Raw genomic sequence first — 12,102 nt, forward strand, 5'->3', positions numbered from 1 at the left:
TCTTAGAGATTGATAGAAGTGAATAGAAATAGAGATATAAAAAAAGCAGTTGATTCGCAAAATTTAGTTGAAGAATAAAAACTAAAAAATGGTGCGCTCAGCGGGACTCGAACCCACGCCACAGGCTTCGGAGACCTGTACTCTATCCAGTTGAGCTATGAGCGCTTATTTTGGATTGCGCACATCATAACAAAAAAAACTGTAAGGTAAAGCAACTATATAGATGTTAGGTATTTTTCTGCTTAAGCTTTATACAACGTTCTATTTTTAAAATGCAGAATTCCATACGATTTACTTGGTTTATTTGCCCCGATATCGCACAATACTCACACTATTTATAGAGTGAATTATTTATGACTGATGCACTAACGTTAAAGCAGCTGTCAAAAACCTATAAAAATGGGTTTCAGGCGCTTAAAGGTATTGATTTAACAGTACCCGAAGGTGAATTTTATGCACTTTTAGGTCCCAATGGTGCAGGAAAATCTACCACGATTAGTATTATCAGTTCACTTACCCGTAAAACTTCAGGTTCTGTTGAAATCTTTGGTCATAATTTAGATACCCATCCCTCACATGCAAAGCAGTGTTTGGGTGTAGTCCCTCAAGAATTTAACTTTGGTCAATTTGAAAAAACATTTGATATTTTAGTGACTCAAGCTGGCTATTACGGCATTCCCAAAAAGATTGCAGAAAAACGTGCCGAGGAATATTTAGAAAAACTTGGTCTTTGGGAAAAACGTAGTACCCAAGCACGCATGTTATCGGGCGGTATGAAACGCCGTTTAATGATCGCTCGTGCCATGATGCATGAACCTAAACTGCTGATTTTAGATGAGCCGACTGCTGGTGTTGATATTGAGCTACGCCGTTCGATGTGGGATTTCCTCACTGAAATGAACGAAAAAGGCACGTCTATTATTTTAACGACACACTATTTAGAAGAAGCAGAAATGTTGTGTCGTCGAATCGCAATTATTGACCGTGGTGTGATTAAAGAAGACACCAGCATGAAAGGTTTCCTCAGTCAGTTGAATGAAGAAACCTTCATTTTCGATTTGGTGGAACCCATTGAACCGATCCATATTGAAATTATTGGTGTTCGTTTCAACTTAGTTGACCCCGTCACTTTAGAGGTCACTATGGATAAAGCCCATACCTTAAATGATCTATTCCAACTCATGGAATCTCAAGGTATTCAGGTTCGTAGTATGCGTAATAAATCTAACCGACTAGAAGAACTGTTTGTCCGTATGGTCGAAAAAAATCTTGAAGGTGCAGCACAATGAATTTTAACCAACTGTGTATTGCCCTCTACACCTTAGTGTATAAAGAAATTCGCCGTTTCATGCGTATTTGGCCGCAAACCCTTCTCCCACCGGCGATCACCATGAGTTTGTACTTTGTGATTTTCGGTAATTTAGTCGGTTCACGCATTGGGCAAATGGGTGGTTTTAGCTACATGCAGTTCATCGTACCCGGCTTAATTATGATGGCAGTCATTACCAACAGCTATGCCAATGTGTCATCGAGTTTCTTTAGTGCAAAATTTCAAAAAAGCATTGAAGAATTAATCATGAGTCCAGTGCCGTTACACATGGTGCTTTGGGGTTATGTGATCGGTGGCGTTTGCCGTGGTGTTTTAGTCGGCTTTATTGTCACTGCCATGAGCCTATTTTTTACTGAATTACACCTGACCAATATCTTCGTAACTATATATACAGTTCTCATTACTTCTCTGCTGTTTTCTCTTGGCGGATTTATTAATGCTGTTTATGCAAAATCTTTTGACGACATTTCGATTATCCCGACTTTCGTCCTGACTCCGCTGACTTATTTAGGCGGTGTTTTCTATGCCATCTCATCACTGAGTCCTTTTTGGCAAAATCTCTCTTTAATCAACCCTGTCGTGTATATGGTCAATGCATTCCGCTACGGTATTTTGGGCCATAGCGATGTGAATGTCGGCATTTCACTGACAGTTATTACTGCATGTTGCGTTGTTCTTTATGGCGTGGCGTATCATTTACTTTCTCGTGGTTCAGGAATGCGTGAATAATGAGTGTAGAACAATCCCTTTTAGGTAAAGACACCAACTACCCAACAGAATATCAACCCGATATTCTGTTTCCGATTGCACGTGCCAATGCACGTGAACAATATGCCCATGTGGAAGGCATCCGCCAAGGTAAAGACTGGTGGCATGTTTTTGAAATTTCTTGGTTAAATGCTTCAGGTGTGCCTCAAGTTGCTATTGGTCGTTTAACTTTGCCAGCAAGTTCAGACAACCTGATCGAATCCAAATCTTTAAAGCTCTACTTTAATAGTATGAACTTTACCAAATTTGATTCTCAGGCAGCGTTTAAAGCAACCGTTGAAAAAGACTTATCTGCAGCAGCCAATGACGCCGTGACTATTGATCTTTTTCATGTTGATGATGTTGAAATTTCAAAACCGCAAGGCATCTGTATTGATGACTTAGAACCCACCCAGTTAGAAAATCATCCAAATGCAGCTTTACTCTCTTTAGATGAAGATGCAGCGCAAGAAGAAGTTGAAATTCAACTTTATTCACATTTATTAAGAAGTAACTGTCCAGTCACGGGTCAACCTGATTGGGGAACGGTATTTATAAGGTATAAAGGTACTAAGCCTTGTTATCGTAGTATTCTGGCTTATATTATTTCTTACCGTCAGCATAATGGTTTCCACGAACAATGTGTGGAGCAAATGTTTGCCGATATTTGGCAACATTTAAAACCAAGTCAGCTGATGGTATATGCTGCCTATACACGCCGTGGTGGATTGGATATCAACCCTTGTCGTGTATCGGATTTAACATGGATGCCTCGCCCCATTCGATTGGCGCGACAATAAAAAATTGAGGTTAGTGATGCCATTTTTTGGTTTTATTCCTTCTGAGGAACTTCTAAGCAGTATCCAAACTGGTCACGCGAAAAAAAATTCGAGTGAACCACTTTATCCTTTACGTGATAAAACAGCTTTGCTGATTAATGAAGAAATCATTGGTGCAACTATATTAGCTCCTGTTCATCTTTTTCCTGCAAGCGACAAGCGCGACACAGCAGAAAAACTGGCTGGCTATGTCAAATCAACAGTCGCTGTATTGTTAAAGCAGCTACTGGGTAAATCTCCGAATGATGTGGTGAAACAATCCATTGAATTTTCAGAACGAAGTTTATTTCAGGACACAGTCGGCGCTCATCGTGTAGGTCTGAGCTTAGATGCAGGATTGGTCACTAACCTTAAGAACAGTTATGCCGAAATTAAATCGGGTGTAGATGTCAATAAAGCTGCTTTTGGTGAACTGTATAAACAGTTTGCTGAAGCTGCAGTACGTCATTTTATGAATGACTTTAATAAAACACTCGATTTAGGCATGATTAAACGTAAAGCAGCCGATATCGGTTCTTCTGCCGTGATTAAAGCAATTCATATCGCGATTGATAAGATTTTCCCAAATCTAACCAAAGAAGAGCTAGGTGCCCTTGCAGAAGCACATGATGCGATGTTTAACAAATAATTCATGCTACAAATCAAAACCTAGCTTCGGCTAGGTTTTTTTTATGGTTATACGTATAAAACCGAATCGAGATTCGATGACTATATATAGTCATGCAAACACAGTTCTAAGATTTGAACCGATTTTATTAAAAGATAGTGCATTTATATGTTTCTTTCTAAAAATCCACAAAGAACCTAATTACAGATCATATTTTAATGTTAGTTGTCATTTTGGCTTAAATTTCAATGCATCCATTTCAATATTCAATCTCTTTCTTTTTTAACATTCAGTCTATATTTCTACTATATATAGCAACGTTTTCAACAGCATTGAAACGTTGGCGAACAAAAACTATGTAATGAATAAACCACTGCTTGCATATGGGTGTTTTAGACCGGTACCTTTTTAATCCTGTCCCTTTATTTTTAGATATAACATTGCAACTTATGTAGCTTCTAAACAGTATTTCGCAACGCGATAAAGTTTATTCGTTCTGCGTTTTTATGACGCATGAGTTTTAGAGTCATCTTTATTTCAAATGATTTGTGAATATTTGCAAGTTATGTAAATGAATATGTCACTTTTCAATATGTTAACTGCGAAAAAATCCTTTGCTTTGTCTTTTTTTGTATATCTATTTATGAAAGCATGCACTGTCAGTGGTATCTTAGTTGCTATTGGTAACCTTTACCTTTAATGAGCTATGAAACCAGAAGGTCATCACAAATTTCAAGATCTTTGCCCCTCGAAATTTTGTTCATACTCATCGCTAAAGCAACTGGAAATTTTTTATTTATGCTAAATCGAAATTTTTATAAAAAACTATCACATATTGCCATTATGGCCGGTTCACTTTCACTGACCAGTTTTTGTCAGGCTAACGACTTCCAATCTCATCCGGCATATGCAAGCTTTAAACAAAATGCAATGCAAACCTATGGTCTGAGTGAAAATCAAATTGATTGGGCAATGCAAGGTAGTAAAAACCTCCCCAATATTATTAGCATTATGAATAGACCTGGCGAATCAAAGCCTTGGTACCAATACAAAACCAATTTTTTAGCTGAAAGTACAATTCAACGCGGCGTTCGCTTCAAAAATCAATATGCTGACACTTTAAATCGTGCAGAACAACAATTTGGTGTGCCTCAATCCGTGATTTTAGGCATTTTGGGTGTTGAAACTGGCTATGGCAGCAATAAAGGTAATTTTATCACTCGTGATGCTTTGGCGACCCTTGGTTTTGGCTATGAACGCCGTGCACAATATTTCCAAGATGAACTCGCTGCACTGATTGCTTGGTCATATAAAGATGGTGTTCCAACCAACTCTGTCGTCGGTTCATATGCAGGTGCTGTGGGTTATCCTCAATTTATGCCAAGTAACATTCCAAAATTTGGTGTGGACTACGATGGTAATGGTCATGTTGACCTGCGTAATTCGGCTGTCGATGCCATTGGTTCAATTGCAAATTATCTAGCAAATTATGGTTGGCAGCGTAATCAACCGATTGCTTTTGCTGCTCGCTATAGTGGAAACAACCCAGATGCTATTATTGCAAAGGATTTAAACCAGCCAACGCCATATGGTGTACTCAAGGCTCAAGGTGTAACCCCTATGAATCCATTGGTAAAAATCGATGATCTCGATTTGGTCAATGTCATCCAATTGCAAGATAGTTATGGACCAATTTATTACATCACTTATCCAAATTTTCAGGTCATTACAACCTATAACAAAAGCCGTATGTATGCGACTGCGCTATGGCTTTTAGGCACTGAAGTTACCAGTCGATAAGACTGGTTTTTTCCTTTAGAGCAAAAAAGTCAACAAATATTTTCATTAAAATGAGCATTTATTCGACATTTTACACACCTTGTTACATTATTGATTATTTTTTAACCAACTATTGTTAATTTTTTAGACATTTTCAAAGTATTTTAATTAAACACTAGACAGCCTATCGATGGCATGAATATTATCCATCTCGTTAAATGTAGTTGCAAAAGTGAAATATCAGACGTGTTTACATGGATATCAGCGACTTAGTTGAACCAGTAAATATGCCATTGGGAGATAAACAATGCAGTCATCAATTATTAAATATGCCTTAGCGGTTGCCACGGCAGTTGCGCTAAGTCAGTCACAAGCTGAGATGGTTCAGTCGTCATCATTCAATCATGATAATGACAACTCGCGTCTTGCAGCTCGTGTTTTGAATAAAGAAGCTCAAAGCTTCAATTCAAACTTTACGAATTTAAGTAGCCTTTCAATCACTGAGCGTTCTGGCGATAAAATTCGTCGTCAAACCATCGCTGCTAAAATCGAAATCCCTGAAGATGAGCCTTCAGTGATTGAAAAGTTAAACACTGTCGCTTCGAATACTGTTCGTAAGTTCACTCAAACTGGTACTGCTTCTTGGTACGGTCGTCAATTCCACGGTCGTAAAACAGCAAGTGGTGAAACGTTTGACATGAACGCACTTACAGCAGCACATCGTAGCCTGCCACTGAATTGCTTTATTCGTGTTACGAATCGCAATAATGGTAAAAGCGTCGTGGTCAAAGTAAATGACCGTGGTCCATTCCATGGTAACCGTGTTCTCGATTTATCTTATGGCGCTGCTAAGCAATTGGGTATTACCAGTGCGGGTACTGCAAACGTGAGCATTGAACGCGTAGACGGTCCAAATTCTTAATTCTCCAATGAAGTGACTGCATTTAACAGACCACGCCTAGCGTGGTTTTTTATTTGTAGCCTCTTAGCCTTTCAAATCTTCAGTAAGCCTAATTTTGACCCTTCCCCCATTCTTGTTTATATTGGAGTCCTTCCCCATGATTAAGGACTATCATGAAAACAATCAACGAATGGTTTGATGAATACAGCGAAAGTCATCAAAATAAAACCAATAAAATTATTCACTGGATTTGCGTACCCACGATTTATTTTTCAATCGTTGGCATATTGGCACATTTTAGCGCGCTACTTACTGCTGTCTTACTTGCCTTAGCATTTATCTTTTACGCACGTTTAGACATTGTGCTTGCTGTTGCAATGGCCGCGTTAACGTTAATCATGGCATGGCTAATTTGGGTGTTACCAGTTGGATATGGCTTTTATATCGCGCTCTTTGTATTCGCATGGATTGGTCAATTTTATGGCCATAAAATTGAAGGTAAAAAGCCCTCTTTTTTCAAAGACCTCCAATTCCTCCTCATTGGCCCTATTTGGTGTTTAGATACATTTGCAGGCAAAGTACTTGGTAATTGGGAAACACGCCATAAATCGCAAATAAAGAGCATTTAGAGCACGATTAATTTCATGGATCTCTTTTTCACTTATTCCACATCGGTTTTCTTCATATTCGATGCTTAAAACCCTATTGTTTATAGGTGTATTTATCTCTCGTATTTCCAATCATTTTTTCTATTTATACGACCAAAAAGCCAGTGTTTAAACACTGGCTTTTACTCAATATGGTTAATCCAATTTTATGTTGATAGCTTCATCTAAATCATGATCATTTAAATGACTAAAGTTAAAAATGACTACGTGATTTTTATTGATAGGTTTTACCTTGATGCTTTAACCAACCATCTTGATGACGTCCATTCGGATCGTGATGTGTCCAGTGCATCACACCCCCCTTATCTGAATATTCATATTCACCGTAAAATTGAACTGTATCGCCTTTTTGCAAGTCGTCAATTCGTGGAGCAAGATCGATATTATGTGCGACTAAAAGCGTTTGACCATTATTTAAGGTCAAAATGAACTTTTGATGGCGACTACCTTCATTATCATCTCGTAGTACCGCTTTGACTTGACCTGCGCCCTCAACCTGAACATTACTGAGTTTATTTTTAAATGCATGCGCAATAATATCTTCAGCACTCTGCCCTTTTTGATGAGTATCAGCGGGCTGAACTGATTCTATTTGTGGCTGTGAGTTTTGATCAGCAGTCGTCTGAACTTGTGCAGTTTTTTGTTGTTGTAAATCAATCCCGAAATAAGCTGCTGCAAGCGCAACAATAATTCCGCCGATGGTTAAGTTTATTTTGTTTGCCATGAGATAGTTTAAATCTAAATTTTCAACTCATTATAGTCATTAATATGGATAAAAATAGGATCTGTGAACAAGAATGCACACAATTTAAAGTCAGAATAGTTTTGAAATCAGTAAAGCTACAGCCATAAAAAAAGCCCTCTAAAACGAGGGCTTTTTTCTACAAATAATCAGAGATTATTTTGCAGCAGCTTGAGCAGCAGCAACTTCTTCAGCGAAAGAAAGTTCAGCTTTTTTCTCAATACCTTCACCAACTTCGAAACGTACGAAGTTAGCAACAGTAGTACCAGTTGCTTTAAGAACTTCTGCAACTTTCTTATCGTTGTCGATAACGTACATTTGGTTCTCAAGAACAACTTCGTTCAAGTATTTCTGAACTGAACCAGTTACCATTTTTTCAACGATGTTTGCTGGTTTACCAGATTCAATTGCTTTCGCTTCAGCAATTTCTTTTTCTTTAGCGATAAGTTCAGCAGAAACGCCAGCTTCGTTTACAGCAACTGGGTTGAATGCAGCGATGTGCATAGCCAAACCTTTACCAGTTTCAGCATCACCAGCGTATGCAACTACAACACCGATTTTTAAACCGTGTTTGTAAACTGCAAGGTTGTCGCCTTCAACGATTTGAGCACGACGTACTTGGATGTTTTCACCGATTTTTTGAACAAGCGCGATACGAGCTTCTTCAACAGTAGCACCATCTTCAAGTTTCAATTCAGCAATTTGAGCAACGTCAGTTACACCAGCAGCAAGCGCAGCAGCAGCAACTTTAGCAGAGAAACCAGCAAAGTTTTCGTCTTTAGCAACGAAGTCAGTTTGACAGTTAACTTCTACAAGGATTGCTTTGTTGCCTTCTTGAGCGATAGTGATCGCGCCGTCAGCAGCAATGTTACCCGCTTTTTTAGCAGCTTTAGCTTGACCAGATTTACGAAGGTTGTCGATCGCTAATTCGATGTCACCGCCCGCTTCTGTTAATGCTTTTTTACATTCCATCATTGCAAGACCAGTACGATCGCGCAATTCTTTAACCATGCTTGCTGTAACTGCAGTCATGTTAATCTCCTAAATACGGTAGAAAATGAATTCTTTTTAGAACAGAAACGGCCCAGAGCTGTCTCGTGGGCCGTCTGCATACATGACGCTTACTTTGCCACCATCACGTGTCGCAAAAATGACAAGCTTACGTCAAACGCATTAAGCCTCAGAAGCAGGAGCTTCTTCGCCTTTAGCTTGTGCATTTGCTTGTGATTGAGCATATTCTTTACCAGCAAGAATCGCATCAGCCATAGCAGAAGCGTAAAGAGTAACTGCACGGATCGCATCGTCGTTACCAGGGATAACGTAGTCTACGTTGTCTGGGTTAGAGTTTGTATCAACGATACCGATAACAGGAATACCAAGGTTTTTAGCTTCTTTAATTGCAATTGCTTCGTGATCAACATCGATTACGAATAATGCGTCAGGTAAACCACCCATGTTTTTAACGCCGCCAAGAGCGCGTTCAAGTTTTTCCATCTCACGAGTACGTTCTAAAGCTTCACGTTTAGTAAGTTTAGCGAAAGTACCGTCAGTAGATTGAGTTTGAAGGTCTTTTAGACGGTTGATTGACTGGCGAAGAGTTTTCCAGTTAGTCAACATACCACCCAACCAGCGGTGATCAACATATGGTTGACCTGCACGTTGAGCTTGTTCACGGATGATTGCAGAAGCTGCACGTTTTGTACCAACGAACAAAACTTTGTTCTTTTTGCTAGCCAAGTTGTTAGCAAAGTTCAAAGCATCATTTAACGCAGGAACAGTGTGCTCAAGGTTGATGATGTGAATTTTGTTGCGCGCGCCGAAGATGTATTCGCGCATTTTTGGATTCCAAAAACGTGTTTGGTGACCGAAGTGTGCGCCTGCTTGAAGAAGGTCGCGCATGCTTACGTTGTAATCTGCCATTTTCTTTACCTTAAAGTTTGGGTTAGGCCTCCATATACCCGCATTCTCCACCTAAAAAGGCACCCAGAGAAATGTGTCGATATATGTGCGGATTTTATTGCCCCATCGCACAAAGCTCGTGAAAGATATTCACGAAAAAGCATTTGATAAAATGGGCGGCTATTTATACCATAGTCACATACAAATTTCCAAAAGTTTTTAGAGATCATGAACAGTACTTACGAAGCTCCACGTCGATTAATTAAAACGCCTGACGAAATTGAAAAAATGCGCGTCGCGGGTCGACTGGCGGCAGAAGTTTTGGATATGATCAAACCGCATATTGTTCCAGGTGTGACTACCCTAGAACTTGATACGATTTGTCATGACTATATTGTCAATAAACAAGAAGCTATTCCTGCTTGTTTAGGTTATGGTGCTGCGCCGGGTCGTCCAGCGTTCCAGCACGTGATCTGTACTTCAGTGAACCATGTGGTGTGTCACGGTATTCCATCTGAAAGCAAAAAGTTAAAAAAAGGTGACATCTTAAACATCGATGTCACTGTGATTAAAGATGGTTACCACGGTGATACCAACATGATGTATATCGTAGGCGGTGAAACCACTATTTTAGCGAACCGTTTATGTAAAGTTGCTCAAGAAGCCATGTACCGTGGTATGGCGGTAGTAAAACCGGGCGCAACCATGGGCGATATCGGTAATGCCATTCAACAATATGTTGAGTCAGAGCGTTTTGGCGTTGTACGTGAATATTGTGGTCATGGTATTGGTACTGTTTTCCACGACGAACCACAAGTTTTACACTACGGTCAACCCAATACAGGCATGATCTTAGAAGAAGGCATGACCTTTACCATCGAACCAATGGTGAACGGTGGCGACTGGAAAACCAAACTTCTTGGCGACAAATGGACTGTCGTTACTAAAGATCATAGCTTGTCTGCACAGTACGAACACACGCTACTTGTAACAAAAAATGGTGTAGAAGTGCTAACTGCTCGCCCTGAAGAAGATCTATCGCGTTTTGTTCAATAAGCAAAGTATTTGAAGCACAAAATTTTATTAAAAATGGTCACACATGTTGTGGCCTTTTTTATGCCCTATTTTTGTCCGTGACTTTAAGAATTTGCCATAAAATTTGATTAAAAATTTAAGTAACTCAATGTAAATTTTCTCAATTATAGGGTTAGGATGGAATATCACACTTTTTTGCACATTGTTGATTTTGCCACTCCCCATTACTGTGCATTTAAGCTAAGATAGTGTGCTTTTTATTTTTTAATCCCTATAAGAAGGAATACTGCCGTGGACGTACGTCTGTCTGATCGTGTAAATAGCATCAAACCGTCCCCTACACTTGCTGTTACTAACAAAGCTGCTGAATTGAAAGCTGCTGGTAAAAACGTAATTGGTTTAGGCGCAGGTGAACCGGATTTCGATACCCCACAACACATCAAAGATGCTGCAATTGCTGCTATCAACAATGGCTTCACTAAATATACAGCTGTTGACGGTACTCCAGGTCTTAAAAAAGCAATTATTGCTAAATTAAAACGCGACAATAACCTTGATTACGCTGCAAACCAAATCTTGGTTTCTTGTGGTGGTAAACAATCTTTCTTTAACTTGGTACTTGCTTTGTTAAACAAAGGTGACGAAGTAATTATCCCTGCTCCTTACTGGGTAAGCTACCCAGACATGGTGATCATTGCTGAAGGTACTCCTGTAATCGTGAAATGTGGTGAAGACCAACGTTTCAAAATTACGCCTGCTCAATTAGAAGCTGCAATCACTGACAAAACTCGTTTAGTGGTTCTAAACAGCCCTTCTAACCCAACAGGTATGATCTACACTAAAGAAGAATTACTTGCTTTAGCTGACGTTCTACGTAAATACCCAGAAGTTTTAGTTGCTTCTGATGATATGTACGAACCAATCCGTTGGGACGACGAATTCTACAACATCGCAACAGTTGCACCAGACCTTTACGATCGCGTAATCGTTCTTAACGGTGTATCTAAAGCTTATGCAATGACTGGCTGGCGTATTGGCTACGCAGCGGGCCCTGCTAAACTTATTGGTGCGATGAAAAAAATCCAATCTCAATCAACTTCAAACCCAACTTCTATTTCACAAGTTGCTGCTGAAGCTGCATTGAATGGTCCTCAAGACGTTCTTGAGCCAATGATTGAAGCCTTCAAACGCCGTCACGACCTAGTTGTGAAAGGTTTGAACGACATCAACGGTATTACTTGCCTTCCTGCTGATGGTGCATTCTATGCATACGCAAACATCCGTCCATTGATTCGTGCAAAAGGTTTAAAATCTTGCACAGAATTCTCTGCATGGTTATTGGAAGAAACTGGTGTTGCCGTAGTTCCTGGTGATGCGTTCGGTCTAGGTGGTTACATGCGTATTTCTTATGCAACTGCAGACGAAGTTCTTGTAGATGCGCTTGCACGTATCAAGAAAGCTGCTGATTCAATCGAAGGCGTAGACGCTGCGATTGCTTCAATTGCTGCTGAAAAATAATTTGATCTAAAGATCAAATCAAAAAACCCGCGATATT

The 12,102-nt window shown here is 39.6% G+C and carries 12 protein-coding genes and 1 tRNA gene; 9 read left to right on the forward strand and 4 right to left on the reverse strand.

Features of this window, described 5'->3' with window-relative positions:
- Window positions 1-89 precede the first annotated feature (89 nt).
- Window positions 90-165 (reverse strand) — tRNA-Arg (locus B1202_RS09220).
- 188 nt (window positions 166-353) lie between these two features.
- Between B1202_RS09220 and B1202_RS09225 the strand changes: the two genes are divergently transcribed.
- The 7 genes from B1202_RS09225 to B1202_RS09255 all read left to right on the forward strand — a co-directional run bounded on the left by B1202_RS09225 (window position 354) and on the right by B1202_RS09255 (window position 6,832).
- Entirely contained in the window at window positions 354-1,289 is a 936-nt protein-coding gene (locus tag B1202_RS09225; RefSeq protein WP_078190305.1) for an ABC transporter ATP-binding protein, read from the forward strand.
- The gene (locus B1202_RS09230) at window positions 1,286-2,059 is read left to right on the forward strand and encodes an ABC transporter permease (RefSeq protein ID WP_078190306.1); all 774 of its coding nucleotides are present in this window, start codon (window positions 1,286-1,288) and stop codon (window positions 2,057-2,059) included. Before B1202_RS09225 ends, B1202_RS09230 begins: the two co-directional genes overlap by 4 nt.
- On the forward strand, window positions 2,059-2,877 hold the full coding sequence (gene queF, locus B1202_RS09235; protein ID WP_078190307.1) for an NADPH-dependent 7-cyano-7-deazaguanine reductase QueF: 819 nt from the start codon (window positions 2,059-2,061) through the stop codon (window positions 2,875-2,877). The genes B1202_RS09230 and queF overlap by 1 nt, the downstream gene beginning before the upstream one ends.
- A gap of 16 nt (window positions 2,878-2,893) precedes the next feature.
- A complete protein-coding gene (locus B1202_RS09240; protein ID WP_078190308.1) occupies window positions 2,894-3,544 on the forward strand; it encodes a hypothetical protein in 651 nt (216 codons plus the stop codon).
- A 777-nt stretch (window positions 3,545-4,321) separates the two neighbouring features.
- Window positions 4,322-5,323: a lytic murein transglycosylase B gene (mltB, locus tag B1202_RS09245; protein ID WP_078190309.1), complete on the forward strand. Its 1,002-nt coding sequence runs from the start codon at window positions 4,322-4,324 to the stop codon at window positions 5,321-5,323.
- 286 nt (window positions 5,324-5,609) lie between these two features.
- Complete coding sequence (locus tag B1202_RS09250; RefSeq protein WP_078190310.1) at window positions 5,610-6,224, forward strand: septal ring lytic transglycosylase RlpA family protein; 615 nt, start codon at window positions 5,610-5,612, stop codon at window positions 6,222-6,224.
- 152 nt (window positions 6,225-6,376) lie between these two features.
- Window positions 6,377-6,832, forward strand: a complete 456-nt coding sequence (locus B1202_RS09255; protein WP_078190311.1) for a DUF962 domain-containing protein — start codon at window positions 6,377-6,379, stop codon at window positions 6,830-6,832.
- A gap of 253 nt (window positions 6,833-7,085) precedes the next feature.
- Here B1202_RS09255 and B1202_RS09260 read toward each other — a convergent pair whose 3' ends face one another.
- From B1202_RS09260 to rpsB, 3 genes are all read right to left on the reverse strand, one after another.
- Entirely contained in the window at window positions 7,086-7,595 is a 510-nt protein-coding gene (locus B1202_RS09260; RefSeq protein ID WP_078190312.1) for a DUF3465 domain-containing protein, read from the reverse strand.
- 174 nt (window positions 7,596-7,769) lie between these two features.
- On the reverse strand, window positions 7,770-8,645 hold the full coding sequence (tsf, locus tag B1202_RS09265; RefSeq protein WP_078190313.1) for a translation elongation factor Ts: 876 nt from the start codon (window positions 8,643-8,645) through the stop codon (window positions 7,770-7,772).
- 141 nt (window positions 8,646-8,786) lie between these two features.
- The gene (rpsB, locus tag B1202_RS09270) at window positions 8,787-9,533 is read right to left on the reverse strand and encodes a 30S ribosomal protein S2 (protein WP_078190314.1); all 747 of its coding nucleotides are present in this window, start codon (window positions 9,531-9,533) and stop codon (window positions 8,787-8,789) included.
- A gap of 207 nt (window positions 9,534-9,740) precedes the next feature.
- On the opposite strand from rpsB, the gene map reads away from it, so the two are divergent.
- Together map and B1202_RS09280 are read left to right on the forward strand one after the other, a co-directional pair.
- Complete coding sequence (map, locus tag B1202_RS09275) at window positions 9,741-10,568, forward strand: type I methionyl aminopeptidase (protein WP_078190315.1); 828 nt, start codon at window positions 9,741-9,743, stop codon at window positions 10,566-10,568.
- A 270-nt stretch (window positions 10,569-10,838) separates the two neighbouring features.
- Window positions 10,839-12,065 (forward strand): pyridoxal phosphate-dependent aminotransferase, encoded by a 1,227-nt coding sequence (locus B1202_RS09280; RefSeq protein WP_078190316.1) that lies wholly within the window; start codon window positions 10,839-10,841, stop codon window positions 12,063-12,065.
- Window positions 12,066-12,102 lie beyond the last annotated feature (37 nt).

It is taken from the genome of Acinetobacter amyesii, from assembly GCF_002018365.1.
GTDB classification, from domain to species: Bacteria; Pseudomonadota; Gammaproteobacteria; order Pseudomonadales; family Moraxellaceae; genus Acinetobacter; species Acinetobacter amyesii.

Excerpts from the sequence above, each read along its gene's own strand:
- B1202_RS09225 (WP_078190305.1), top strand. The coding sequence starts at position 354 with ATGACTGATGCACTAACGTTAAAGCAGCTGTCAAAAACCTATAAAAAT.
- B1202_RS09230 (WP_078190306.1), top strand. The coding sequence starts at position 1,286 with ATGAATTTTAACCAACTGTGTATTGCCCTCTACACCTTAGTGTATAAA.
- queF (WP_078190307.1), top strand. The coding sequence starts at position 2,059 with ATGAGTGTAGAACAATCCCTTTTAGGTAAAGACACCAACTACCCAACA.
- B1202_RS09240 (WP_078190308.1), top strand. The coding sequence starts at position 2,894 with ATGCCATTTTTTGGTTTTATTCCTTCTGAGGAACTTCTAAGCAGTATC.
- mltB (WP_078190309.1), top strand. The coding sequence starts at position 4,322 with ATGCTAAATCGAAATTTTTATAAAAAACTATCACATATTGCCATTATG.
- B1202_RS09250 (WP_078190310.1), top strand. The coding sequence starts at position 5,610 with ATGCAGTCATCAATTATTAAATATGCCTTAGCGGTTGCCACGGCAGTT.
- B1202_RS09255 (WP_078190311.1), top strand. The coding sequence starts at position 6,377 with ATGAAAACAATCAACGAATGGTTTGATGAATACAGCGAAAGTCATCAA.
- B1202_RS09260 (WP_078190312.1), bottom strand. The coding sequence starts at position 7,595 with ATGGCAAACAAAATAAACTTAACCATCGGCGGAATTATTGTTGCGCTT.
- tsf (WP_078190313.1), bottom strand. The coding sequence starts at position 8,645 with ATGACTGCAGTTACAGCAAGCATGGTTAAAGAATTGCGCGATCGTACT.
- rpsB (WP_078190314.1), bottom strand. The coding sequence starts at position 9,533 with ATGGCAGATTACAACGTAAGCATGCGCGACCTTCTTCAAGCAGGCGCA.
- map (WP_078190315.1), top strand. The coding sequence starts at position 9,741 with ATGAACAGTACTTACGAAGCTCCACGTCGATTAATTAAAACGCCTGAC.